Source organism: Sporolituus thermophilus DSM 23256 (genome assembly GCF_900102435.1).
Classification (GTDB): Bacteria; Bacillota; Negativicutes; order Sporomusales; family Thermosinaceae; genus Thermosinus; species Thermosinus thermophilus.
Genome location: NZ_FNBU01000024.1, coordinates 1 through 23,751, shown reverse-complemented (window position 1 = coordinate 23,751; position 23,751 = coordinate 1). Strand labels below are relative to the sequence as shown.

General features: G+C 54.3%; 24 protein-coding genes. 4 read left to right on the top strand and 20 right to left on the bottom strand.

The genetic code is table 11. From position 1 onward, the window contains the following. Positions 1-24 precede the first annotated feature (24 nt). Both BLQ99_RS12400 and BLQ99_RS12395 read right to left on the bottom strand, forming a co-directional pair. A complete protein-coding gene (locus BLQ99_RS12400; protein WP_093691452.1) occupies positions 25-1,419 on the bottom strand; it encodes an LptA/OstA family protein in 1,395 nt (464 codons plus the stop codon). Between the two features lie 228 nt (positions 1,420-1,647). After that, on the bottom strand, positions 1,648-2,565 hold the full coding sequence (locus BLQ99_RS12395; RefSeq protein ID WP_093691450.1) for a hypothetical protein: 918 nt from the start codon (positions 2,563-2,565) through the stop codon (positions 1,648-1,650). A gap of 156 nt (positions 2,566-2,721) precedes the next feature. Between BLQ99_RS12395 and BLQ99_RS12390 the strand changes: the two genes are divergently transcribed. Beyond that, complete coding sequence (locus BLQ99_RS12390) at positions 2,722-3,033, top strand: nucleotidyltransferase domain-containing protein (protein WP_093691448.1); 312 nt, start codon at positions 2,722-2,724, stop codon at positions 3,031-3,033. Beyond that, a complete protein-coding gene (locus BLQ99_RS12385) occupies positions 3,026-3,415 on the top strand; it encodes a HEPN domain-containing protein (RefSeq protein WP_093691446.1) in 390 nt (129 codons plus the stop codon). The genes BLQ99_RS12390 and BLQ99_RS12385 overlap by 8 nt, the downstream gene beginning before the upstream one ends. Positions 3,416-3,440: 25 nt before the next feature. Here the strand turns inward: BLQ99_RS12385 and BLQ99_RS12380 are convergent, their stop codons facing one another. From BLQ99_RS12380 to BLQ99_RS12360, 5 genes are all read right to left on the bottom strand, one after another. Then, a complete protein-coding gene (locus tag BLQ99_RS12380) occupies positions 3,441-3,869 on the bottom strand; it encodes a hypothetical protein (RefSeq protein ID WP_093691444.1) in 429 nt (142 codons plus the stop codon). Between the two features lie 56 nt (positions 3,870-3,925). Then, complete coding sequence (locus BLQ99_RS12375) at positions 3,926-4,195, bottom strand: hypothetical protein (protein ID WP_093691442.1); 270 nt, start codon at positions 4,193-4,195, stop codon at positions 3,926-3,928. A 130-nt stretch (positions 4,196-4,325) separates the two neighbouring features. Continuing rightward, positions 4,326-5,306, bottom strand: coding sequence for a porin (locus BLQ99_RS12370; RefSeq protein WP_093691440.1), 981 nt, complete (start codon positions 5,304-5,306; stop codon positions 4,326-4,328). A gap of 438 nt (positions 5,307-5,744) precedes the next feature. Further along, positions 5,745-7,022: an S-layer homology domain-containing protein gene (locus BLQ99_RS12365; RefSeq protein ID WP_093691438.1), complete on the bottom strand. Its 1,278-nt coding sequence runs from the start codon at positions 7,020-7,022 to the stop codon at positions 5,745-5,747. Positions 7,023-7,335: 313 nt separating this feature from the next. Then, complete coding sequence (locus tag BLQ99_RS12360) at positions 7,336-7,749, bottom strand: RuvC family protein (protein ID WP_093691436.1); 414 nt, start codon at positions 7,747-7,749, stop codon at positions 7,336-7,338. A 135-nt stretch (positions 7,750-7,884) separates the two neighbouring features. Between BLQ99_RS12360 and BLQ99_RS12355 the strand changes: the two genes are divergently transcribed. Continuing rightward, positions 7,885-8,850: a glycosyltransferase family 9 protein gene (locus BLQ99_RS12355; RefSeq protein WP_093691434.1), complete on the top strand. Its 966-nt coding sequence runs from the start codon at positions 7,885-7,887 to the stop codon at positions 8,848-8,850. 45 nt (positions 8,851-8,895) lie between these two features. Beyond that, positions 8,896-9,300: a hypothetical protein gene (locus BLQ99_RS12350; RefSeq protein WP_093691432.1), complete on the top strand. Its 405-nt coding sequence runs from the start codon at positions 8,896-8,898 to the stop codon at positions 9,298-9,300. 80 nt (positions 9,301-9,380) lie between these two features. Here BLQ99_RS12350 and BLQ99_RS12345 read toward each other — a convergent pair whose 3' ends face one another. The 13 genes from BLQ99_RS12345 to BLQ99_RS12285 all read right to left on the bottom strand — a co-directional run bounded on the left by BLQ99_RS12345 (position 9,381) and on the right by BLQ99_RS12285 (position 23,387). Next, positions 9,381-10,520, bottom strand: a complete 1,140-nt coding sequence (locus tag BLQ99_RS12345) for an S-layer homology domain-containing protein (RefSeq protein WP_093691430.1) — start codon at positions 10,518-10,520, stop codon at positions 9,381-9,383. Positions 10,521-11,053: 533 nt separating this feature from the next. Then, positions 11,054-12,301, bottom strand: coding sequence for a DUF3084 domain-containing protein (locus BLQ99_RS12340; RefSeq protein ID WP_093691428.1), 1,248 nt, complete (start codon positions 12,299-12,301; stop codon positions 11,054-11,056). An 85-nt stretch (positions 12,302-12,386) separates the two neighbouring features. Then, positions 12,387-13,472, bottom strand: a complete 1,086-nt coding sequence (gene lptG / locus BLQ99_RS12335; RefSeq protein WP_093691426.1) for an LPS export ABC transporter permease LptG — start codon at positions 13,470-13,472, stop codon at positions 12,387-12,389. A gap of 8 nt (positions 13,473-13,480) precedes the next feature. Beyond that, complete coding sequence (lptB, locus tag BLQ99_RS12330; RefSeq protein WP_093691424.1) at positions 13,481-14,200, bottom strand: LPS export ABC transporter ATP-binding protein; 720 nt, start codon at positions 14,198-14,200, stop codon at positions 13,481-13,483. A gap of 281 nt (positions 14,201-14,481) precedes the next feature. Next, positions 14,482-15,222 (bottom strand): LptA/OstA family protein, encoded by a 741-nt coding sequence (locus BLQ99_RS12325; protein WP_093691422.1) that lies wholly within the window; start codon positions 15,220-15,222, stop codon positions 14,482-14,484. Then, a complete protein-coding gene (gene lptC / locus BLQ99_RS12320) occupies positions 15,219-15,776 on the bottom strand; it encodes an LPS export ABC transporter periplasmic protein LptC (protein ID WP_093691420.1) in 558 nt (185 codons plus the stop codon). The genes BLQ99_RS12325 and lptC overlap by 4 nt, the downstream gene beginning before the upstream one ends. After that, positions 15,773-16,690, bottom strand: a complete 918-nt coding sequence (locus BLQ99_RS12315; RefSeq protein WP_093691418.1) for a lysophospholipid acyltransferase family protein — start codon at positions 16,688-16,690, stop codon at positions 15,773-15,775. Before BLQ99_RS12315 ends, lptC begins: the two co-directional genes overlap by 4 nt. A gap of 14 nt (positions 16,691-16,704) precedes the next feature. Beyond that, positions 16,705-17,250, bottom strand: coding sequence for a KdsC family phosphatase (locus BLQ99_RS12310; protein WP_093691416.1), 546 nt, complete (start codon positions 17,248-17,250; stop codon positions 16,705-16,707). Further along, complete coding sequence (locus BLQ99_RS12305; protein WP_093691414.1) at positions 17,250-18,218, bottom strand: KpsF/GutQ family sugar-phosphate isomerase; 969 nt, start codon at positions 18,216-18,218, stop codon at positions 17,250-17,252. The genes BLQ99_RS12310 and BLQ99_RS12305 overlap by 1 nt, the downstream gene beginning before the upstream one ends. A gap of 177 nt (positions 18,219-18,395) precedes the next feature. Beyond that, positions 18,396-19,220, bottom strand: a complete 825-nt coding sequence (kdsA, locus tag BLQ99_RS12300) for a 3-deoxy-8-phosphooctulonate synthase (protein WP_093691412.1) — start codon at positions 19,218-19,220, stop codon at positions 18,396-18,398. A gap of 554 nt (positions 19,221-19,774) precedes the next feature. Then, positions 19,775-20,500 carry a 3-deoxy-manno-octulosonate cytidylyltransferase gene (gene kdsB / locus BLQ99_RS12295; RefSeq protein ID WP_093691410.1) on the bottom strand — a complete coding sequence of 242 codons (726 nt, stop codon included), beginning with the start codon at positions 20,498-20,500 and terminating at the stop codon, positions 19,775-19,777. Between the two features lie 355 nt (positions 20,501-20,855). Further along, on the bottom strand, positions 20,856-22,070 hold the full coding sequence (gene lpxK / locus BLQ99_RS12290) for a tetraacyldisaccharide 4'-kinase (RefSeq protein ID WP_093691408.1): 1,215 nt from the start codon (positions 22,068-22,070) through the stop codon (positions 20,856-20,858). A gap of 3 nt (positions 22,071-22,073) precedes the next feature. Beyond that, positions 22,074-23,387, bottom strand: a complete 1,314-nt coding sequence (locus BLQ99_RS12285) for a 3-deoxy-D-manno-octulosonic acid transferase (RefSeq protein ID WP_093691406.1) — start codon at positions 23,385-23,387, stop codon at positions 22,074-22,076. Between the last annotated feature and the right edge of the window lie 364 nt (positions 23,388-23,751).

Genomic DNA, 23,751 nt, shown 5'->3' with positions numbered 1-23,751 from the left:
TCAGCGGCAAAACATTTGCCCGTCCTACCATTGGACGGCAGACACCTTAATATTAAACTGGTCGCGTTTGGCGCGATAAGTTATGTCGGCTTCCCAGCAGTGCAGGTTCCGCCGCCAGGTGTAGTCCAAGTCTTTCACTCGATCAACGTCGACGTCATAACTCAGTTTGAGGCCAAACCCATTCATGCGGTCAATTCTGTACATAAATCCGCCATAAAGTTCACGGGGGGTATCAATGCGGTCATACTGATATGGTGAAATACTGCTTTGATTGTTGTATGAATAACCGGTCCAGGCTTCGAGCCGGTTGTTCGGTTTGGCCGTCAACTTTAGATCATAGCGCCAAATATTGTTGGTAGTATCGTTGTAGCCATAGAAGACTTTTTCATAGCCGCCGCCAAGCGTTAAGACAAGGGTGTCGCTTAGCTTGATCGGATCATTGGCCAGGTAGAAATTATAACTCCGCCTGGTCCCGGTGACGGCGCCCTCGGACCACTTGCCGGCGCTGGCCGAAAAATTAGCGGTTAGCGAGGTATTGCCCAGGCGATAGGGCTTGAACTTTAAGGCAAAGTCCGGTTCCTTGTCAACCCATTCATGATCAGCGTTATCTTCACTGCCATAGGTCATTTGCAGAGTGTAACCCGACTGCCTGGTCACTAAACCGTATGTCGGCTCAAAGCCCCGTTTAGAATAGTATGCGAGGTCAGCAAAGGCGGCAACCTCGCCCAATACCGGCGTTTCTAAGTATTGGGCAATACTGAACCCATTTTCGGACGAATAGCCCACCCGGGGGAATTCGGTGGTAGTCTCCTTGTTGACTAATGACTTCTGATACTTGGGTAAACTAAAAATGACTTTATCTTTGATCCAAAACTTGGCATCATATACAATCATTTTTTCGCCCGGCCAGATTTCGATTTTGCGCGCACTGATATGGTAATCGGGAACTACCGCCGGACAGCGCGTTACCGTGCTGTCGTTTAAGATATACCGGTCAGGCAATATGTTGATATTTTCCGCTTTGACCCGGTCTTTCCCGATAATGCCGGAGGCCTTGAGAATGCTGCCGGTATGTTGCTGATAGTTATACCGGCTTTTGCGCCCGATAAGTTCTGTACCCGGCTGCAAGAAAGTCGCCTGGCCGTCCACCCAGACCTCGCCTTGTTTGGTGTTGCCCTGGACCAAAGCGGCGAGCAGCTTGTCCTCGCCCTGGGTTACCTGGACGTTGCCCTGGGCATAGAGGTCGCCGGTAAGGTCGCTAAAATACAGTTTGTCGGCTTCGATGACGATCGGCAAATTTGCCTGGGTTTGCGCCGCGGGCTTGTCTGCCTTGGCCGCGGCCGCCTCGCCGCCGGCAGCGGACCCGAAGGCCAGCAATAGCGCCAATATCCCTAAGAGGAGTTTATTTTTATTATACATAATGTACCCCTTACGTTGTTGTTCGATGTCTAACCACAGAAAGTCCAACCACAGAGGACGCGGAGGGAATATTTTTATCTTTAGCGCGATGAATATCGCGCCGCTGTTTTCTCCGTGGTTTTATTATTATTAAACTATTCTCCAAAAATACGGCCATTCCTGCCCCGCGCGCGGCGGTAATATGTAGAAAACAGCCGCCAATTGACGGCTGTTGGTAGTATGTGTCGATCACTTTACTTTTATTCCATAAATATCCATTTCGCTCTTCGTCTGGATATATAGTTCGCTGCCGGCCGGGATGGTGATTTCCTTGCCTTGGACAAACGCGCCGCCAACGACGCCGACCGGACCGAGGATGGCCAGCCCGGCCACGGTGGCCCCAGCCGCCTTGGCCAGCGACTTGGTCTCTTCCTTGGCCTTGTCACCCAGGATGGTGTCGACGGTGGCGTTATCCACTGCTTGGATGGCGTCGAAAGTTACTTCCAACTTGGCATCGCGGCCAAAGTTTTTTGCCGGTTCGACCTTGGTTACCTTGCCCGTTCCCAGTGCCCCGCGGGCGATGACCAATACGCCGTCGACATATACGTCTTCGGCGGCGGTGAAGGTGACAATATCGCCAGGGCGGCTTTTGCGGGTATCAAGCGGAGTAACGATTTTGATTTTGACCAGGGTATCTTTCATAACGGTGACTTGGTTGACGGTCGGGTGACTATCGCCATAGGCCAGGCGCGACAGGCGCTTGAGCCGCTCGTCAAGCGTTCCGGTTTGGGCGTTACCAAGCATCAGCCGCTCGACGCTTTCGATACGCGCCTTGCCGGCATCGCCGGAAACGCTGTGGGTCAGCGTCCACTCCACCGCGTTCAGACTCGTAACAAACGACGGCGCGGCCGCCGTGGTGACGCAAGTATAGCCGTACAGTTTGTCAAGGCGGGTAAGCAGCGCCTCTTTTTGTTCTTGGCCGAAAATGTCTTTTTCCATACGGGCCAGGCGCTCAATCAGCGCCCCGGTTTGCTCGGAACCGTAGATAATCTTTTCCACCGCCATCATTTTGGCCAAAATGGTCGTATCGGCCGCCATTTCCTGGGCCGCCGCGACCGGCATGATCATGGTAAGCATAGCTAACAAGCATATAAGCAGTTTGCGCACGTATTTACCTCCCACCGTTTTTGTCGTTCTATGTTTGGCAACTTATTTCGTTGCCAAGACGCCAATATCCTGCTGCCAATTGGCGTTTATTGACATTTGGGCGGCGGTAAAATATGATGGAGGTAGAATTACGGTTTTTGATGGTGGTGGACTTTGATGACGCACTATCAGGCACTAGGCCCGATAACCGATTATCTTGTTAAAAACTATTCGCCCGAAAAAATAATTGTTTTTGGTTCATGTGCCCGCCGCGCTGTCCGGCCGCATAGCGACATCGACCTTTGCCTGGTCTTGCCGGCAGCCGACAAGCGCCAGCTCCGGGCGGAAATTGGGCGCGGCCTGATGGAACTTGTCGACTACGATGTCGACCTGATTATCATGACACCCGAGGAATGGGAGCGCGATGCCTACCGGTCCGGTACGTTCGCCGGGCTGATCCGCGAAAAAGGAGTTGTCTTATATGGTTGATACCAAAGATTATCTGCAATGGCTGGCTAAAGCCGAAAATGATCTTAAAGCCGCCAAACTTATTTTAGTCGGTGAGCAGCTGTATGATATTAGTGCCTTTCATTGCCAGCAATGCGTGGAAAAAGCACTTAAAGCATATGTGCTGTATCATGAAGGTATTATTATGGAAACACATAGCCTGCCTCGCCTCAATCAGCGATGCGCCAAGCATGATCAGACCTTCCTAGATTTTACCGATTCATTACATATTTTAAATTCATTCTACATTGAGACTCGTTATCCAGCAGTAGACGAACTTATCGTTACCCGGGCAAACGCCGAAAGTGCCGTTGACGTGGCTAATCGTGTATTGGAATATGTGAAGAGCAGTTTGAATGCGTAAAAAATTTGGACACCTGGCGGTGTCCTTAAATTTTTACATCAATTATGGCTGATACGCCTACGCCCTGGACGCGGGAGAAGTTGGTCGGGTTTTTGCTGTCGATAGGGATGAGGGCTTTAACGCGGAACTGGTTGCCGTTGAAGTTGCCCTCGATCTGGATGACAGCTTCGGTTTTGTCGACCAGCTCCTGCGGGCCGGTTACCTGGGCCGCCCCGATATGCCCACCGCTGCCAAAGGAGATAATGGGAACAACTTTGGTGGAGTAATCCGTACCGGCGCCATGCTTAGCCATGAGGGTATTAATGAAGTTGTTGAGCGGCTTGGCGAATTTGTCGACAATGAAGCCAATACCGCCGACTTTGAGGATGTCGCCAAGGCCGAAGGCCTGAGCGGCGGGAACAGCCGACAGCACCAGGCAAACGGCAAGAAGACTAGCAACAATGCGTTTTTTCATGATGATCACCTCTATTTTATATTTTAACCGCAAAGACCACGAAGGACGCAAAGGGTTTATTTCGCCAGTTTAAGGCGCAACACTTCTGCTTCCTGGTTCAATAAGCGCATATTAAGTGCGCCTATTTTCGCTTCAATGGCGGCAAGGTCGTCCCTGGTCGCGACTTCGGCCGACAATTTATCTAGCTGAGCTTGCAGGTTAGCTATTTGGCCAATGCTATCAAATCTTGGTTCGGTATTGGCCAATCTTTGTTCAATCCTCTCCAGCCTAGTCTCGATGCTTGTAAGCTTCTCAAGAACTAATGCCTGAAATCTTTCCATCTCCATCAGTGCACCCCCTGCCGCTGTTTTGTTTGTTGGTTTTATTTTACCACTGTCATTAACAAACTGACAATGAAAAATAACGAGACAGCAAAGCCTCCCCGGAAAACCAGGGAGGCTTTTGGTGTTTGTGCTCTTAGAATTTGTAGGTAACGGTGGTGCGGAAGGAGGTGTTATCTTTATCTTTTTTCTCGCCAGAAATGTATGTCATGTCTTTGTAGAACAGGCTGAAAGTAGTGTCTTTGTCGATAACGTAGTCGTAGCCGAGGTACAGGCCTTTTTGGTTATTGTCAAAGTCGGTCCAGCCGCCGCCCATGTCGCCATTGGCTTCAACTCGGCTGTAGAAAGCGTAAGCGGAATTTTTCTTGTCGAAGGCGTAGGTGGCGCCAAGGGCATAAGCGGTGTCATTATTGTCAGCGTTGGACTTGGTGTATTCAGCGAGATAGGTAGCTTTGCCTACAGTGTAGGCAGTGTTGACCGCCCAGTGGTTGGTGTCGTCTTTGGTAGCGTCAGCGTAGTTGTACTTGCCGACAATGGCCCCGACCGTCCAGTCCTTAGCCGGACTATAAGAAGCCTGCAAAGCGTAGACTTTGTCCTCTTTGTTTTCCCTGTCATCCCACAGTCTGCCGCCAATAAACTTAATGTCGGTCACACCGGACTTGCCAGTAACGGACAGGCCCTCAACGGCACCCATCCGGATACCCATATAGCCTTCAGTGCTGAAAAGAGTAGCCAAAGCACCGACCGTCGCGCCCTGACGACCGAGGTTGTAGGTCCAGCCGCTGTTTTTGTAGACAACGCCGAAACGGTCTAGCGAAGTAGCGCTATCTTCATCATAATTGGAATATTCTTGGTTAAAATCAGCGCCAACATTGTCACCGGTAAGTTTTTGGTGGGCAAAGCGCAGGTAAGCATCGGTCTTGTCATCAAGTTGCGCCTTGACGTTTAAACGCAGCCAGAACTTGCCGCCTTCTTTGTCGGCAGCTCCATCTTCGGTGTTCCAACGATAATGCAGTTTTACGTCGCCGTTGGTCTCAACATTTGGCGCCGCGAAGACGGAGGCGGCAGAAAGGGTAATCATGGCCGCGACGGCTGCGGCTAGTAAACGTTTTTTCATGCTGGTTCCTCCTTATAACTGTTGGTTGATTCATGAATAAACGGGTTGCTGGTTGAGGCGTACTCTGATCCGGCAAGTGTCCATGTTTCCTTGCTGGCTCAAAGGGGTACCCCTGGTCGCCCCGCGCCATAGATTGCCAATGGTAGCATCCCTCCTCCCTAACCGGTTTAGCGCAGCGGCACGACCCGATATGGCAGGAAATATTCGGCACGAGTGGTTGAATTCCTGCTTTGTGAGTTTGGAAATGTAACATTTTTTACCAAAAAACCGTCAATAAATATTAAAGTTACACTAAAGTTCTACTATCGAAGACAATATGCAAAAAATCTTTGCAATAAAACAGAAGCACTACTAGTCACCAGTAAAGCTAATAGTTACTCAGGATAGTTCTCGTTTTTAATAAAAAACCGCTGGCTTAATGCCAGCGGTTTTTTAATTTTAGAAGAAGTAGTTAATTTGGAGACGGCTGAAGTCGCCTTTTTTAACGTCGCCAACTACAGTCTTGTCATCCCAAGCGTAGATAGCGTCAAATACGATATTCTTGGCCAGAGTTACGCTGTATTGAGCAGCGAAACCTTTCACACCAAGGTCGCCAAGAACTGTTTTCCCATCGTTGGTCTTAACAGCAGTACCGACAGGGATCATCGCACCAGTTTCACCGGCATATACGCCAGGCTCGAACTTGCGGTACTCCACATGGAAGCCCCAAGATTGCGGTTTGTTCTTGTCAGCGCCTTTGTAAGCCAGGCGGCCAACATACATTGCCGGGTCACCGTCTTGGGCGGTATTAACAACATAGTCGCCGAGGAAGGTAAAATCTTTATTCAGTTTAGCTTTAACGCCACCGCCATAAACGTCAAAGTTATCATTACCAGTTTCCTTGACATACATACCGCTTACGGTTACAGCCTTGCTTACAGGGTAAGTAGCTTCCACAAAGGCTGCATCGTTCATATCGGTGTTAGCGTCGAAGTTAGCAAAGCCAGCAGTTACTTTCAGAACTTTACCAAAGGAAACTTTGGCGCCGTCAATACGACCGGTGGAGTCCATCCAGTAGCCGGTTTGACCGAACTTCTGGCTGAAGCGACCAACAGTAGCGTCTACACCAAGACCGAACGGGTTCTTAGTAGTGAAGGCAGCATCAGATATATACAGATTTTCTTTAGTGGTAGTACCCATTTCGTTATGGTCCATAGCGATTACACGGCCATAGAACGAAGTATTTTCGTTAACTTGGGCGTTCATGTTAATGCGGAAACGCTCGCCCCATACACCATTGTCGCTAGCCCAAGTAGCATCTTGCTTCACATAATCCGAACCATTGCCTACCCAACGAATACGGGCGTCGCCAGTGATCTTGATGCTGGATTGGTTCTTCTCCAGCTTGGCAACGCGGACGCCGAGGTTGTTCAGCTCAGCGGCAAACTCAACAGCGAGTTTGTCAACGAGAGCTTTGGTTTCGGCATCGGCTTTGTCGGACTTAGCCATAGCCTTAGCGACGATTTGCGCCATTTCATAACGGGTCATGGTCTTATCGCCGCGGAAGGTGCCGTCGCCGTAGCCGTCAACGATACCAGCCTTGGCCAACTTAGCTACTGCATCATAGGACCAGTGTTTCGCAGGAACGTCTACGAAGGGGTTAGCAGCAGCAAAGGCAGTACCAGCGATGCTGAGTACAAACAGGGCTGCCAGAGTGACTACGAAAGTCTTTTTCATGCTTTTTCCTCCTTAGGTTTTTTGTGATTTTGAATATGATGAGCCCTAAGGAAGGGAACTGCATTGAGTTTCCTTGTTTCCTCAAACAATATTCCCTTGTCAAAGAGCTCATATCTATCACCTACTTCAAGGACTGCTTACGGGACCTAAGGCTTCGCACCTCCTTTCTTCCCCGTCAGCCCTCTTCGGTGGATAGATCATGGAAGTTGTTTCCTCACGGTGAAATATATTCTACATTAAGAAATTTATTCCTGCTAGCTGGTGATAAATTAATTAAATTTTTAACCGCTAAGGACGCAAAAGACGCAAAGGGTTAACGGGAAGAGGCAAAATAGCGCTCGGCCAGGATGACGGCCACATAGTCGTCGACCGGCGCCGGCGGGACCTGCATGGTGGTCGGGATGAGGCGCCTGAGCCCCCGCGGCGGGTTTTCCTGCCAGTAGCGGCGGCGGGCTTCGTCGGTCGAGCGGTGTTCGTCGACGGTCGCGATCATTAGCGGACGGCCATCGATAATCAGCGCACTGAGCTCCTTTACCGCGGCGCTGCCAGTCGTGCGGTCGCCCACCACGACGGCAGCTGCTCCATAGTCATGCGCGAGTTTGGCCACTTTCCCCGCCAGGGCCGCGGTAGGAACAACCGCCTTATACAGCACGCCCCGGTCGCGGCTTACCGCCGCAATCCCGCATTTGTCCCGCCCCGGGTCAACGGCTATTACCATATCTGCCATCGAACTGCCTCCTATGATAGTATGTTCTTCACGAGGAAATATATTCCTCCTGCCGCATAAAAAAGCCAGCCAATAAATTTTATCCCGGCACAAACTATGTTATGATAAAACCATAAAGTTGTGCGAGGGGACAAAATGAACAACATATTAATATATCGTCTGAATTACCTTGGCGACGTCATAATGGCCACACCGATCGTCCGCGCAGTTAGGCAGCGCTATCCAAACGCCAAGGTAACTTTTGCTACAGCCGCCCATCTTGAACCATTGCTGAAATTCAACCCACATCTTAATGACATCGTCACGACAGACGTGCGTGGACTAAAAACCCTCAAAGGAAGGTTAGCCTGGGCTGCCGTTTTAAAACGCGGTGGCTATGACTGCTGCATCAACCTTACCCGTTCTTTTTCATCGGCTTTTTATGCTTGGCTGGCTGACATTCCGGTGCGTGTCGGTTTCAATACCGAAGGCCGTAGTTTTCTGCTGACAAAATCCATTTCGTATAACAAGCATGATTTTGAAATTGATTGTTTTGCCGACGTCGCCGCCCTGGTCGATGTTCCGGTTTCGGACAAAACTCCGGAAGTGTTGTTCGACAGTCAGGCTCAAGAAAAAGCCGCCGCCCTCTTACCTTACGGCAAGATTTGCGCCGTCCATGCCGGCTATACCCATCCCGCCAAAACCTGGCCGGCCCGAAACGTGGCGGCGGTTATCGACGCCATCTGGGCACTGGATCATATCCCGGTACTAATTGGCGGTAAAAATGAACTGGCATTCGCCAATGAAATTATCACACACTGCCGCCGTCCCCCGGTGAATATTGTCGGCCAGACCAGCCTTCTTGAACTTGCGGCGGTACTACAGCAAAGCAAGTTATATATTGGCGTTGACAGCGGTCCCGCCCACCTGGCCAAAGCGGTCGGCACCAAAGGCATCGTGTTGTTCGGGCCGACCAGCCCCGTTAAATGGGGATACCGGGATAACATTAATCTGACCGGCGGCGCGGACTGCAGCCCCTGCTACCCGCGGACGTGCCGGGACCCCTGGTGTATAAAAAAAATAGCTGCCCAAACGGTGATTGAGCGGCTTTTGCAAGTTTAAATTTTTTGCTATGATTAGAGTGTAAGACGAAAGCGAGGGATGGGCATGGAACGTATTTTAATCCAGCTTTTGGAAGGGCAACAACAGTTGGCGGCACGGTTTGACCGCTTGGAACAACGCTTTGACAACATGGAAAAGCGCCTGGACGGTATGGAAAAACGCCTGGATGGCGTGGAAAGACGCCTGGATAATCTTGAGACACGCATTGACGGGATAAGAGCGCAGTTAAGCGAAACCACGCAGCTTACCAAGGCCCTTTGGCACCGCAGCGAGGAAGCGGACGCTCAAATCCACAATTTAAGCCATATGCTCACCCAGATGCAGGGCCGGCTGGTCAAAACGGCGACGAAGAACGATATTGACCGTTTGGCCGAGGATATAAACTTTATCATGAAAAAAGTGGCGGATCACGATACGGCCATTCTCCGGCTAAGCCGACGGGCGGAGTAAATTTATAGAGTTGTAAAAAAAAGCAGCCCTTGCGCCGCGCATCTCGCGCAGGCAGGGCTGCTTGCTTTTTTATATCAGTCTTAGAACTTGACGTTGACCGTAGCACTGGTGCGAGTACCGAGGTCAGTGCCGTCTTGTTTTTCGAAGTCTTGGTACTTCACGGTAAGGGTAGTGTTCTTGTCCAGAGCTTTGTCGTATTGATATTCCATCCCTTTGAAACCGCTGGCAACCATGTTGTCGGTAAATGCGTCAGCGGTGTAATGGGTGGAGTACTTCAGGAAGGCACCCGGCTCAACATCGCGGTAGGTAGCGGACAGACCGAGTTTGGTGAACTTGAGGCCATAAGCGGTCGCAGTAGCGTCTTTGTCATTGTTTTTGTAGAACTCGGCGGCAGCCGTTACGCCGTCAGCCAGTTTGAAAGCGGTGTTAGCGCCGAAGAATTCTTCGTCGGTAGAAACGCTCTTGAGGTAGTCAGCAGTAAATTTAGCGCCCAGGAGGTTCGTGTTGTATTCGGCGCCGTACAGACGGTTGTAGTCGTCTTTCTTGGCGTTACCGACGAACAGCTTGAGGTTACCGGCTTGTGTAGTAATACCATTCATCTGGGTATCCATCAGATAACCGCTGCCGAGTTTAATGTCCTGGCGGCCTACGGTGTTGGTCAGGCCGAGCGCATTGAAGGTCACGTTGGCAGTGTCCAGGATCATGGTGTTGGCGCCGTTTTCAATGCTGGCATTGCCACTGGAGAGGCGGGCATTGAATTTCAGGTTGTCGCTGATTTTGCCGTCGAAATTCACGCGGGCGCGGTAGTCGGTGTAGTCTTTGGCGTCTTCGTAGTTGAAGTAGCGCACGCGGGCGTCACCGGAGATTTTCACCATGTTGTTAACCTTGTTTTCTAGGCCGGCGACTTTCACACCGAGGTTGTTGAGCTCGGTGGCGAACTCTTTAGTCAGGGCGTCAACGGTAGCTTTTTGGTCGGCGTTTAAGCTCTTGGTCATGGCTTTGGCCACGATTTGCGCCATTTCATAACGGGTCATGGTCTTATCGCCGCGGAAGGTGCCGTCGCCATAGCCGTCGATGATGCCGGCTTGGGCGAGTTTGTTTACAGCATCATAGGCCCAGTGTTTTGCCGGGACATCGCTGAACGGATTAGCGAAAGCAGGTACGGCGAACGCGACCGTCAGCGCAGTAGTGACTGCTACTTTGAGAAGTCTTTTCTTCACGAGAAAAATCCCCCTTTGAAATATGTTGTTCTTTGCGCGTGGTGTTACCACCGGCTTCACCGGCTCCGTCCAGCCAGGGGACCGAGCTATGAGTATCCACGTTTCCTCATCGCTCTTTCCCACCCGCCGGATGCGTCGCAGGCTTTAGCCACCTGCCGCTGTTCGCAGGTTTTAGTTTACATAATTCGATGTAACTTTTCAGCTTCCTGCTTGGTTGCTACATGTAAATATTGGATATTATCTATTTTCTCAGGCATTGACTGAGCAGTCACATCGCGTCAAAAAAATTATGTGTTTAACATAATGTGTTTTTGACACTATATATATTCGGGGGAGAAAAAAAGAATCCTGCTATAAACGCAGGATTCTATGCTGGTATATTATGTTAATGAGATTAAAACCGCAAAATTCGCGAAGAACGCGAAGGGTTACGGCCACGACTTTTGTCGCGGAGGGTTAACTAAATGACTATTTTCATGCCTTGTGATGCCATTTATCGGCATGTATATCTCCGCTGTTTGAAGCTGCACACCCTATAATACGCTCCGCACCTGGATCTCGATCTGCAGCGGTCCGGCGGTGTAGATGTCGGCTTTGGTGACGGCGGTGAGTTCGACTTTGCCGCCATAGCGTTTGACTTTATTCACCGTCTCAAAGAGTTGGGCGCCGCTCATGCTGCCCACCGTGCCCTGGAGCGGGTCGGGCAGGATGCCCTGCTTGACGGCCTCGGCATTGACCCGGCGCAGAAAGAGCAGCACGGCTTCTTCGGCCTGTTCGGCGCTCTGGCCGGCATTGATCACCTGGGAATAAACCACCGTTCCCTGGCTGTATACCAGCCGGTTAGGATAAAGGTCGATGCGGCCGATGACCGGCTCGCCGTAGATGGTGTTGCCCACCGAAGTAATGCGGACAACGACGTCTTCCGGCGTCGCGGCAATGAGGGAAACGGCTTCGTCAAAGTCATGGCGGGAAATCCACAGCACTTCCAAATTATTGTCAATGCCCAGCTTGCCGGTTATGGCCAGATTGGTGCGGTAAACAAGCGCCCCAAGGGCCTGCTGCGTATCCTCTACCGATTGGCCGCCTTTCACGATGGCGGTGGCGATTTCTTCACCGGCCCGGAAGACGACGACCCCTTCGCGGACATACTGGATGCCTTTCTTCAGGTTGGCCGTCAGTTCGTTCAGGCGGTCTACGTCTTGCTGCAGATTGGTTTTGGCCGTGCTGAGCTCGGCGACGCGCTTATCCAGTTCCTGTTTGGTCGTCTGAAGGGTTTTGATCTCCTGCTGCGCCTGGCTCAGGTCGCCTTTCGCCTGGGCATATTCGGTCTGCACCCGGCTGAGGGCGGCCGCGGTGCGGTCGCGCTCGGCCATGACTTCATCAAGTTCGCGGCTGATTAGGGCGAGCTGCTGGGCCGTTTCTTTAACCTTGTCCGATAAAGCGGTGTATTCGGCCGTTTTCGCCGCCAGCTCCCGGCGGCTGGTCTCCAGCTCAAGGTTTTTGGAAGACACTTCTTGGGACAGAGAAGCCAGTTCGGCCTTCAGCGCCTCCATACCGAACAGGGCGGTGCGCACGTCCCGCGACGCGACGGCCAGAATGCCCAGCGTGGTCGCGGCAATGAGGATGCCGGTGACGATGGTGACCAGGATGGACGTGTGCTTGGGCCGCAGGCCGAAGATGGTGAGTTTTTTCTTGCCTATTTTGGTGCCCAGTTTATCGCCGATATAGGCGATGACACCGCCCATTACGGCCAGGACGGCGATCAGGGTCAGGCCGTACATGTCTCCCCCTCCCTTCTTAATACATATTAACCGCAAAGGACGCTAAAGACGCAAAGGGTATACTTCATACCTCATACCTCATACTTTACTGCGAGGCCTTGCGGACGAGAAACGCGCCGACGATGATAAAGACGATATTCGGTATCCAGGCGGCGAGGACGGCAGGAATGGCCCCGCCCTGGCCCAAGGCGGTAAATACCGTCATTATCGTGTAATAAATGAAAATGATGATAATACTAATGCCAAGGCCGATGGACGAGCTGGAGCGGTGGGGCTGCAGGCCGAGCGGGGTGCCGATGAGGGCAAAAACCAGACTGGCCGCCGGAATGGAGAGCCGCTGATGCAGCTCCACTTCATAGGTGCTGGTTTTTACATACTCGCGCTGCAGTACTTTGATATGCTGTTTAAGCTCCTTAATCGTCATCTCGTCTGGCTTTTTCTGTTCCCGCACGATTTCCTTCGGCGATTTTTCCACCGGCATGAACTGCTTGTCAAAGCGCAGGGTGCGCTGCAGCTGTCCTTCCGGCGCGACGTCATAGACGATGCCTGACTCCATAATCCAGCGGCCGTTGTCCCAGGTGGCCTTTTCGGCGTTTTCCACCCGTACCAGGCGGCCTTGGTCAAACTCCTGGACGGTTACGGCGTACATGGCGTTGGCCGCCTCGTCAAACTTCCGGGCATAGGTCAGCCGCTCGATTTCGCCGTCTTTCACATCCTTGATAACGATGTGCTCCTGGGATTTGGGCTTGCTTTTTTCGATTTCGTAGCGCAGCACGTTCTGATAGGCATTGTTCGCCCGGGGCACGACGGCCTCGTTGAGAATGACGGCGACGACGCTGACGACAAAGGCGGCGATGAATACCGGCGCGGCGAGGCGAAAAAAGCTCAGGCCGCCCGACTTCATGGCCGTTATCTCGCTGGAGGCGGATAAGCGCCCGAACGCCAAAAGCGACGCCAGCAGCATCGACATGGGGAAGGTCAGCACGATAATTTCGGGCAGGCTGTAAAAAAACAATTTCGTCACCGACGATACGGCGGCGCCATATTCAGTGATATAGCGGGCAAGCCGGAAAAGGGTGCTGGTGCCGATGAAGACGCTGGAAAAGGCGGCGATGCCAAAGACAAAGGGCCCCAGCATTTCTTTGAGGATATATTTGTCAAGTATGCGCATGCTGTCTCCTATAAGGTGAATTTTTCCCCCAGGTAGAATTTACGGGCAATTTCGCTGCTGGCGATGGTGGCTGCATCGCCGGAAATGAGGATCTGGCCCTCGTTTAGGATATAGGCGTTGTCGACAATGCTCAGTGTTTCGCGCACGTTATGGTCGGTGATGAGAACGCCGATGCCCCGCTCTTTGAGATAGCCGATAATCTCCTGGATATCGGCCACGGCAATGGGGTCGACGCCGGCAAAGGGCTCGTCCAGCAAGATGAAACTGGGGTCGGTGGCCAGCGACCGGGCGATTTCCACCCGCCGCCGCTCGCCGCCGGAAAGTTCGGAGCCTTTGCGGTGGCGCACATGGGTGACGTGAAACTCTTCCAGGAGGCTCTCCATCTTGTCGCGCTGCTCGGCCGGCGTGAGATTGGTCGTTTCCAGGATGGCGAGCAGGTTTTCCTCCACCGTCAGCTTGCGGAAGATGGATGCTTCCTGCGGCAGATAGCCGATACCGTACCGGGAGCGGCGGTACATGGGCATGGCGGTGACGTCTTCGCCACTCACGAAAATCGAGCCGCTGTTCGGCTTCTCCAGGCCGACAATCATATAGAAGGTCGTTGTTTTCCCGGCGCCGTTGGGACCCAGGAGGCCGACGATCTGGCCCCGCTCCACCCGGAGGCTGACGCCGTTGACGACATTGCGGCCTTTATAGGTTTTGACCAGTCCTTTGGTTTCAATATACATGAGGAGATACCTCGCTAGGTGGAATTTAGGGGAACCGCGAAGTACGCAAAGTTACGCGAAGGGTTACCCTTGCGCGACATTCGTCGCGCTAACTTTTTAAGCTTTACGTGCCCTTTGCGTCCTTCGTGTACTACCCTGAAAAGCGTAAAACCGCAAAGGGCGCAAAGAACGCAAAGGGCTACGCGCGCGACAGTTGTCGCGCGAGATTAGTTCAAAAACTTACTTTTCATCGCTTGTGGTGCCAATTATTGGCATGATTATCTTTGCGGTTAATTCGTTAATTACTGTGGTTTTATAACCAGGCGGGTGCGGCCCTGGGCGTCCATGGCCTTGTCGTCGAGATACACCGTCAGGGTATTGCCGGTGAGGACATTGCCGTCCTGGACCGCCCGGGCGTTGCCGGTTAGAACCACCCGGCCCTGGCCGGTCTTGGCGCCGTAATAAGTGGCCTGGTCGGAAGTAGCGTCCAGTTTGCGCGCTTCGCTGACAATATGGACATTGCCGCTGCCGACGGCCCGGTCTTCGGCGATGAAGGCCTCGACTTTGTCGGCCGTCATCACGGCGTCTTTGGTAGTAAGACGGGCGCCACCGGTAACGATGGCGTATTCTCGGTCGGTGTAGTAGTCGAGGCGCGGGCCGGTCAACCGGCTGTCGGCCTTGACGAGGACCACGCCGCCTGTAGCGACGAGGTGGTTATTTTGATAGGCCTGCACCTGGTCGGCGGTAATGGTGGCGTCGTCCTGCACCACTTTCACATTGCCGGTAACCAGTGCTTCCTGGGTTTTCGTATTATATTCGGCCTTTGCCCCGGTCATAACGGCATTGCCCCGGGTAATGCGCACCCCGCCTTCGGCGATGGCGATGCCTTGGGCCGTATCATATTCGATTGTTTCGGCGGCGAGTTCTACGGGGCTGCCGGCGGCAAGGCTGGGCGCGGCAGGGCCAAAGCCGAGGGCAAGCGCCAAAAGTCCTGCTATGCCGAGAAAAATGGCCCGGGAAAGCGTCGTATCTTTTGACTTCATTGTGCACTCACTCCTTTGCGTACACGGGCGTTGCCCTGTACCCTGACTTTCGCAAAATCGCCGTCACTCTCAAATTTTTCGCCGGTCACGACGGTATCGCCACGCGCGAGCGTAACGCCGCCCCAGCCGTAGAAGCGGCGGTCGCTCATGGCGTAACGGACGGAAGGCGCCGTCAAGATGGCGCCTTCGCTACTCGTGGCCCGGATATCACCGGTCAGCACGATGTCGCGCGTCTTGGTATCCAGTGTGGCCTGGCGGGCGGTTATTTCCACCTTGCCGCCATTTTCCTGGTAAATAACGCCTTTAAGGTTTTTCAGGTAAACCTGTTTGGTCTTTTGATCGAGTTCGATGGACTCGGCGCTCAGCTCCCACAGGCGTTTGCCGTCTTTTTCCTCGACAAGGGAATTGCCGGTAAAGACCATGTTGAGCGCCGGGTCGCTCCTCACTTCCTGAGCCGGAGCCTGCGGCAGCGGCTCGTCTTTGTTGAAATAGTAAAGGCCGCCGGCCAGCAGCAGTACCAGGCAGGCGATCAATAAATATGTAGTTTTCTTCATACTGCTTCACCTGCCATGGTCGAAGTGGTCGGAAACAAGGTTTCTACTTTCGTGTTCCAGCGCTTCTGGAACCACAGCCATTCGTCGGGATGTTGGCGGATAGTTTCCTCAATCACCCGGTTCATGCGGATGGTGAGATTGGCCACGTCGGCCTGCTCGTTACCGGTATCCCGGTAGTAGAGCGGTGCGTGGACAATGATGCGGTGGCCGCCTTCCGGCCGGCGCACAATGAAGGTCGGCACGACCGGCGCGCCAAACCGCTTGGCGAAAACGGCCGCTCCCTTCGGCGTCGAGGCCATTTTGCCCAGAAATTCGGCAAACACTCCGTCGCGGCCGCCGTCCTGGTCGGCGAGAAAACCGAGAATTTTGCCCTGTTTGAGGGCTTTCGCCGCCCCTACCAGTTCGGTGGAGCCGCGGGCAAAGATTTCGATGCCGGCCAGGCGACGGTACTCGTTGAGAATACGGGTATACTGCTCGTTGGGCTGGCGCTTGATGACACTGGTCATAGGGAAGCCGTCCATGGCCAGCGCCGCGCCTAACCACTCCCAGTTGCCGATGTGGGCGGTAAGAAATACGACGCCTTTGCCCTGCGCCAGCGCATCGGTTAAATAGTGGCGGTTTTCAATGGTCACATATCGTTTGATTGTTTCCCGCTTAAGGGCCGGTATATACATGACTTCCATAAACATCCGGCCGACGTTGATGAACAGGCGGCGAATAATCCGCTCCGCTTCTTTCGGCGACAGTTTCAGACATTCTTGAATTTGGGCAAGGGCACGCCGACGCTGGCGCCCGGCAATACGGTAGTACAGCCGGCCTAGCAGGCTGCCAAGCAGCAGCACCGCCGGATAAGGCATAAGGCACACGATCCGGCTGGCCAGTTTCAACAGGTGGTACTGCCAGTTTGGGAACATCGGCGTCCTCCTTCTTACTGTTTTGTTTCGATATGCCCCGGCTGGCGGTAGGCTAAGACAATCCGCTCCCACTTGCCCTGGGCTTTGAGGATAAATTCGATGATTTCCCGCACGGCGCCGCGCCCGCCTTCCCGGGTAGCGACAAAATGGGCGGCCGCCTTTACTTCGGCTGCGGCGTTGGCGACGGCGCAGGCCAGGCCCACCCGGAGCATGACCGGCAGGTCATTGAGGTCGTCGCCGACATAGCCGACTTCGTCGGCCGCCAGGCCGTGTTTGGCTAACAGTTCGTTTAAGGCGGCCACTTTGTCCATCGCGCCCTGGTAGACGTCAGTGATATTGAGTTCGGCGCCCCGGCGGCGCACCATTTCCGTTTCCCGGCCGGTGATGATGGCCGTCTTGAGGCCAACCTTATGGGCCACCGAAATGCCGAGGCCGTCCTGGGCGTGAAATACTTTCATCGCTTCGCCGTCAGGGCCGAAGATAATCTGCCCGTTCGTCAGCACACCGTCGACATCAAAGACGAGTAGTTTGACTTTTTGCGCGCGGGTCTCCCTATCCATTATACCACTCCTTGGCGCAGCAAGTCAGTAAGGTGAATCATACCAATTGCCCGATAGGTTTCGTCGACTACCGGCAATACGGTGATGGGGCGGGGCTTGTTCTTCTCCATCATGTTGAGCGCCTGGGCGGCCAGCTTGTCTTTGGTGATGGTGCGGGGCGTGCGCGTCATCAGGGCCGTCACCGGCTTGTCCAGGAAATCGTGGCCTTTTTCCAGGCCGCGCCGGATATCGCCGTCGGTGATGATGCCCAGCAGCCGGCCGTCCTCATCGACGACCGAAGTTGCGCCAAGCCCCTTGGCGGTAATGACAAAGAGCGCCTCTTTGACCGTTTTGTCCTGCGTGACTACCGGATTGTCGTCGCCGCTGTGCATGACGTTTTCCACGGTGAGCAGCAGTTTGCGGCCCAGCGACCCGCCCGGGTGGAAAATGGCAAAGTCTTCCGGGGTAAATTTGCGTTCCGAGAGCAGCGCCACCGCCAGCGCGTCGCCGAGAGCCAAGGTCGCGGTGGTGCTGGCCGTCGGCGCCAGCCCCAGCGGGCAGGCTTCCTTCTCTACCGCCACGTCGAGAACAAGGTCGCTGTTTTTTCCCAGCGTCGAAGCCGGCCGGCCGGTCATGGCGATGATGCGGGCGCCGATCCGCCTGATGGACGGCAAGATGCCGATAATTTCGTTGGTTTCACCGCTGTTGGAGATGGCCAGCACAATGTCTTCGCTTGTCACCATCCCCAGGTCGCCGTGGATGCCTTCCGCCGGGTGCAGGAAAAAGGCCGGCGTGCCGGTGCTGGCCAGTGTCGCGGCGATTTTCTTGCCGATCAGGCCTGATTTACCCATGCCGGTTACGATGACCCGCCCCTTGCATGCCAAAATCATCTTAACGGCCTCGGTAAACTCGCCGTTAATGCGCGGGATGAGGGATCTGATGGCTTCCGCCTCGGCTTCCAGCACCTGGCGGGCTTGGTCGATAATCATGGCAGTTCACCTTCCATAATTTTCTAAACCGAGAAGTTTTTTAACCGCTAAGTGCGCGAAGGACGCGAAGGGTTACGCTTGCGCGACATTCGTCGCGCTTTTTAAACTTTGCGTACTTTGCGTACTTCGAGGTTTCCCGTTTCCCTTTGCGGTCTTTGCGTACTTCGCGGTTTTCAATTATTTATGTCGTCTTACGACCGCGTCAATGGCCAAAACGTCCTTGAGCAGGTCTTCGAGCTGGTCGATATACAGCATGTTGGGGCCGTCGGAGAGGGCCTCTTCCGGGTTGTCATGGACTTCCATGAACAAAGCGTCGATGCCGGCGGCCGTGGCCGCACGGGCGAGATGGGCGACAAACTCCCGCTGACCGCCGGAAGAAGTACCGGCCCCGCCGGGGAGCTGCACACTGTGGGTTGCGTCAAAGACAACGGGATAGCCGAGCGACCGCATAATGGGTAGGGCGCGCATGTCCACGACCAGGTTGTTGTAGCCGAAGCTAAAGCCGCGCTCGGTGAGGAGGATATTTTCATTGCCCGCTTCGCGGATTTTATCCACCACGTTCTTCATGTCTCGCGGCGCGAGGAACTGGCCTTTTTTCACGTTTATCACCCGGCCGGTTTGGGCCGCGCCGTAGACCAGGTCGGTCTGCCGGCACAGAAAGGCGGGAATCTGGAGGATATCCAGGACCTCGGCCGCCGCCGCCACCTGGGTAGTGCAGTGGATGTCGCTGAGTACCGGGACGCCCAGCACTTGTTTGATGTTGGCCAGGATGGCCAGCCCTGCGTGCAGGCCGGGACCGCGGAAGGACTTGAACGACGAGCGGTTGGCCTTGTCGAAGGAAGCCTTGAAGATATAAGGGATGCCGAGGCGGTCGGCGATCTGTTTCACCGCCCGGCCGATGGCGAGCGTCCGCTCGGTGTCTTCAATGACACAGGGGCCGGCAATGAGCGCGATGGGGTTCTTCCCGCCAATGGTAATCGGTCCGACTTGGACTTGGTGCATAATCATCCCTCCGAATAGGAATACGTTTTTTAACCGCAAAGGACGCGAAGGACGCAAAGGATACGTTTTATATATTTTTGAATCGCGGCGGACGCCGCGCCGTCAACCCTTTGTGCAACTTTGCGTACTTCGTGGTTTTATTTCGTACTCGTTGACTTGTTTTTGGTTTTTAATCGCAAAGGCCGCGAAGGACGCGAAGGATACGTTTTATATATTTTTGAATCGCGGCGGACGCCGCGCCGTCAACCCTTTGTGCAACTTTGCGTACTTCGTGGTTTTATTTCGTACTCGTTGACTTGTTTTTGGTTTTTAACCGCAAAGGACGCGAAGGACGCAAAGGATACGTTTTATATATTTTTGAATCGCGGCGGACGCCGCGCCGTCAACCCTTTGTGCAACTTTGCGTACTTCGTGGTTTTATTTCGTACTCGTTGACTTGTTTTTGGTTTTTAATCGCAAAGGCCGCGAAGGACGCGAAGGATACAGTTGATTTTTTTGGCGCGACAGGTGTCGCGCTCGTTAACCCTTTGCGTAACTTTGCGTACTTCGTGGTTTTATTTCGTTATTATTGCCCGTACTCGTTCCAGATCCTCCGGCGTGTCGACGCCGATGGACTTAAAATCGGTCTTAAGCACTTTAATCCGGTAGCCGTGTTCGAGGGCGCGGAGCTGTTCGAGCGATTCGGCCCGTTCCAGCGGCGTGGGCGGCAGGGCGGCGAAGGTGAGGAGAAAGTCGCGGCGGTAGGCGTAAATGCCGATATGCTTATATACTTTATACGCCTCGTGTTGAATGCGGGGGAAAGGAATAAGCGACCGGGAAAAATAGAGGGCATAGCCGTTTAAGTCGGTCACGACCTTTACGGCGCTGGGCAGATTGTATTCTTCCTCGTCCATCTCGGTCATCAAAGTGGCCATGGCCAAGTCCGGGGCGCCGTCGAAGGCGGCGGCCAGCTCGTCGATTACTTCCGGCGCGATGAGCGGCTCATCCCCCTGGACGTTGACAATAACGTCGACGTCCGGGTACGCGCGGGCGACTTCGGCCAGCCGGTCGGTGCCGGTAGGATGGTCGGGCGAGGTAAGCATAACCTGGCCACCAAAAGCCGTAACGGCCTGGCAGATCAGTTCATGGTCGGTGGCGACCAGGACCGCCCGCGGCCGCTTGGCCCGGCAGGCCCGTTCATAAACGTGCTGGATCATGGGCTTGCCGGCAATATCGGCCAATGCCTTGGCCGGCAGGCGGGTTGACGCATAACGAGTGGGAATTACGCACAAGATGTTCATCAGCTGGTCCCTCTCTTTGCAGAGCTTTTTTCATGTCCTTAATCATTTAAAGCGGTATAACCACAAAGGACGCAAAGGACGCAAAGGGTTACGCGCGACTGTTGTCGCGCAATTCTTCAGCTTGCATTTGCCCTGTTTCAGCGCGGCGAATGCCGCGCCGTAAACCCTTCGCGTAACTTCGCGCACTACCCTGAAAAGCGTAAAACCGCAAAGGCCGCGAAGAACGCAAAGGGCTACGTGCGCGACAGTTGTCGCGCGAGATTAGTTCAAAAACTTACTTTTCATCGCTTGTGGTGCCGATTTATCGGCATGAATACCTTTGCGGTTTCATTCCCCCTACCTCATACTTCATACTTCATACCTCATACTTCATACCACCACTAGGCACGTTTTTCCTGTCAATGCGCCGCTCTTTGACGGCCACGCCGCCGGCGGCAACCTTGCGGATGAGCGCCATCAGCTCGTCCGCGCCATCGAGGAATTTGACCTCGATGCCCAGAACGTAGACGGGCAGCGGCCGTTCGGAGTGAATAAACTCGGACGGGATTTTCACCGCGTCTTTTTCGGTGGTAACAAGGGCGCAGGCCCCCTTGGCCACCGCCTTGTCCATGACGCACTGCATTTCGGCCATGGTATAGTCATGGTGGTCGGGAAAGCGCACGCCATCGACCAGTTCGGCGCCGATGGCGGCAATGGTCTGCTCAAACGACGACGGGTTGCCGATGGCGGAAAAAGCGACCACTTTCCGGGCGCGGAGGGCGTCTAGGGGCATGTCCGCCGTCGTCACGCCTTTATACCAGTGTTCAATCTCGCGAAAATAACGGGGACTGTGGATACTCTCCACAATCAGGGCTTTATCGTTGTAAGCGACTAACGTATCGCGCACGGCATCGCGGGCGGTATCGGACGCCTGGTCGACTTTGGTCAGCAGAAAGGCATGGGCCCGTTTCAGGTTGGCCAGCGGCTCGCGCAGGGTTCCCCGCGGCAGCAGGCAGTTGTTGCCAAATTTATTAAGCGTATCAATAAGGACGATGTCCAGATCGCGCGCCAGCTGCCAGTGCTGATAGCCGTCATCGAGGATGATGACCTCGGCGCCCAACTTTTTCACGGCGTATTCGCCGGTTACGGCCCGCTTTTTGCCGATGACCACCGGGATGCCCGGCAGGCTCTTGGCCAACAGATAAGCCTCGTCGCCCGCCTCGGCGGCCGTCATGTAGATTTTTTTGCCGTCAGACACCAGGCCGATTTTGCCTTTCCACGCCGCCCGGTAGCCGCGGTTGAGGATGACCACCCGGTAGCCCATGTCGCGGATGGCCGCCGCCAGCTTCTGGGCCGTCGGCGTTTTGCCGGTGCCGCCGACCGTAATATTGCCCAGACTGATTACTTTGCAGTCCAGTTTGTGCTGTTTGAGGATACCCCATTGGTACAGGCCAAGTTTGATCGCCACCCCGGCGCTGTACAGATAGGAAAAAAGGCGCAATAAACCAAGCAGCAAAGTGGCCAGCAGGCCCTTTTTCCCGCCGTGTACCAACTGGTATAGGTATGTCTGTATCGCTTCGCGGTGCCGCATTGTCTATTCCGCCTTCTGTCTAGTTTCAGAGCATGCCATGAGTTCCTTCAGATAGAGCACCGTCCGCCCGGCCGCGCCGCGGTTTTCTTCGACCACCGCCAGCGCACCGGCGCTCATGGTTGCCCGCACCTCTTTATCTTGCAGAATCCGTACCATCGCATCGCCCAGTTCGGCCCCGTCCTGCACGGTCTGGCAGGCGCCGCGGTCGGACAGGAGGGCGTAAATTTCTTTAAAGTTAAACATATGGGGGCCGACCAGTACGGGCTTGCCATGGGCGGCCGGTTCGAGAATGTTGTGTCCGCCCTTGGCCACCAGGCTGCCGCCGACGAAGACCAAATCGGCGATGCTGTAAATGCGGCCCAATTCGCCGATGGTATCGAGAATGACAAGGTCATGGCCGGCTTCGGTGGCCTGAGCCAAAGCGGTGCGCCGTCGCGCCGTAAAGCCGCGCTCTTTTGCCAAACCGGCGATTTCGTCGGCCCGGGCGATGTCGCGCGGCGCCACGACCAGGGCGGCTTCGGGGAAGACGCTGCGCACTTTGGCAAAGGCGGTAAGGACTTCCTCTTCCTCCCCTTTGTGGGTGCTGCCGGCCACCACGACCGGCCGGCGCCCGGCCAGGCCCAGCCGGACAAAAAGCTGCGCTTGTTCATCCGGGCTGACCGCGGTATAAGTCTGGTCATATTTAGTGTTGCCGGTGACGACGACCTTGTGCGGATCGGCGCCCAGACCAATAATATACTCGGCGTCAATGGCCGACTGCATGCAAAACCTGGCCACCGTCTGCAGCATGTCGCGCAGCACGCTGCCCAGGTAGGGGTAACGCATAAAGCTTTTGTCGCTGATACGGCCGTTAACCATCATGACCTGGACGCCGTAGCGCCGGGCCGCCCGGAGGAAGTTGGGCCATAACTCCGTTTCCACCGGCAGAAAGGCCCGAGGCCGGATGAGCCCCACCACCCGCTCGGACAGAAACGGCAGGTCGAGTGGAAAATAGATGTGGCCGTCCGCTTCCGGGATGATGCGTTTGGCCATACTATAGCCCGTCTCGGTGACGACCGAGATCAGCACCGGATAATCCGGCAGCTGGCGCCTGATTTCTTTCACAACAGGACTGGTGGCGACGATTTCCCCAACCGACGCGGCATGCAGCCAAATACAGCCGCGCCCGGCCACCCGGGCGATTACGTCGGCGGGTAAAAAACCGAGACTTTGGCGCAAGCGCTCGCCAAATCCGGCCGTCGTCAGCGCTCTCGCCAAAAATACCGGTGTTGCCAGTACGACCAGGACGATAGCCAACAAGTTGTACAATAGCTGCATACTGGACTCCTCATGCATCAAATTTTTACATCTATGTCGGGAACCGCTAAGTATACAAAGTTACTCTAAAAGTTTTAAAACCACAAAGGACGCTAAGGACACTAAGGGTACGTGCGCGACATCCGTCGCGCATGGTATTTAGTTGAGAATAAGCTTTAATTTTCCCTCCGCGACAACTGTCGCGCGCGTAGCCCTTTGCGTTCTTCGTGATCTTTGCGGTTCAAATCGTTACTCCTTAAACTGCACTACTCCTCATGTGTCGAAATTTATGTTTACTTTAGCAAAAGTGAAACCACAAAGGACGCTAAGGACACTAAGGGTACGTGCGCGACATCCGTCGCGCATGGTATTTAGTTGAGAATAA

Coding starts and splice junctions, on each gene's coding strand:
- BLQ99_RS12315 (WP_093691418.1), bottom strand. CDS start 16,690: ATGTTCCCAAACTGGCAGTACCACCTGTTGAAACTGGCCAGCCGGATC.
- BLQ99_RS12380 (WP_093691444.1), bottom strand. CDS start 3,869: ATGAAAAAACGCATTGTTGCTAGTCTTCTTGCCGTTTGCCTGGTGCTG.
- BLQ99_RS12305 (WP_093691414.1), bottom strand. CDS start 18,218: ATGATTATCGACCAAGCCCGCCAGGTGCTGGAAGCCGAGGCGGAAGCC.
- BLQ99_RS12375 (WP_093691442.1), bottom strand. CDS start 4,195: ATGGAGATGGAAAGATTTCAGGCATTAGTTCTTGAGAAGCTTACAAGC.
- BLQ99_RS12340 (WP_093691428.1), bottom strand. CDS start 12,301: ATGTACGGCCTGACCCTGATCGCCGTCCTGGCCGTAATGGGCGGTGTC.
- kdsA (WP_093691412.1), bottom strand. CDS start 19,220: ATGCACCAAGTCCAAGTCGGACCGATTACCATTGGCGGGAAGAACCCC.
- BLQ99_RS12350 (WP_093691432.1), top strand. CDS start 8,896: ATGGAACGTATTTTAATCCAGCTTTTGGAAGGGCAACAACAGTTGGCG.
- BLQ99_RS12385 (WP_093691446.1), top strand. CDS start 3,026: ATGGTTGATACCAAAGATTATCTGCAATGGCTGGCTAAAGCCGAAAAT.
- BLQ99_RS12365 (WP_093691438.1), bottom strand. CDS start 7,022: ATGAAAAAGACTTTCGTAGTCACTCTGGCAGCCCTGTTTGTACTCAGC.
- BLQ99_RS12400 (WP_093691452.1), bottom strand. CDS start 1,419: ATGTATAATAAAAATAAACTCCTCTTAGGGATATTGGCGCTATTGCTG.
- BLQ99_RS12325 (WP_093691422.1), bottom strand. CDS start 15,222: ATGAAGTCAAAAGATACGACGCTTTCCCGGGCCATTTTTCTCGGCATA.
- BLQ99_RS12310 (WP_093691416.1), bottom strand. CDS start 17,250: ATGGATAGGGAGACCCGCGCGCAAAAAGTCAAACTACTCGTCTTTGAT.
- BLQ99_RS12285 (WP_093691406.1), bottom strand. CDS start 23,387: ATGCAGCTATTGTACAACTTGTTGGCTATCGTCCTGGTCGTACTGGCA.
- lptG (WP_093691426.1), bottom strand. CDS start 13,472: ATGCGCATACTTGACAAATATATCCTCAAAGAAATGCTGGGGCCCTTT.
- BLQ99_RS12360 (WP_093691436.1), bottom strand. CDS start 7,749: ATGGCAGATATGGTAATAGCCGTTGACCCGGGGCGGGACAAATGCGGG.
- BLQ99_RS12370 (WP_093691440.1), bottom strand. CDS start 5,306: ATGAAAAAACGTTTACTAGCCGCAGCCGTCGCGGCCATGATTACCCTT.
- lptB (WP_093691424.1), bottom strand. CDS start 14,200: ATGTATATTGAAACCAAAGGACTGGTCAAAACCTATAAAGGCCGCAAT.
- BLQ99_RS12355 (WP_093691434.1), top strand. CDS start 7,885: ATGAACAACATATTAATATATCGTCTGAATTACCTTGGCGACGTCATA.
- lptC (WP_093691420.1), bottom strand. CDS start 15,776: ATGAAGAAAACTACATATTTATTGATCGCCTGCCTGGTACTGCTGCTG.
- lpxK (WP_093691408.1), bottom strand. CDS start 22,070: ATGCGGCACCGCGAAGCGATACAGACATACCTATACCAGTTGGTACAC.
- BLQ99_RS12390 (WP_093691448.1), top strand. CDS start 2,722: ATGACGCACTATCAGGCACTAGGCCCGATAACCGATTATCTTGTTAAA.
- kdsB (WP_093691410.1), bottom strand. CDS start 20,500: ATGAACATCTTGTGCGTAATTCCCACTCGTTATGCGTCAACCCGCCTG.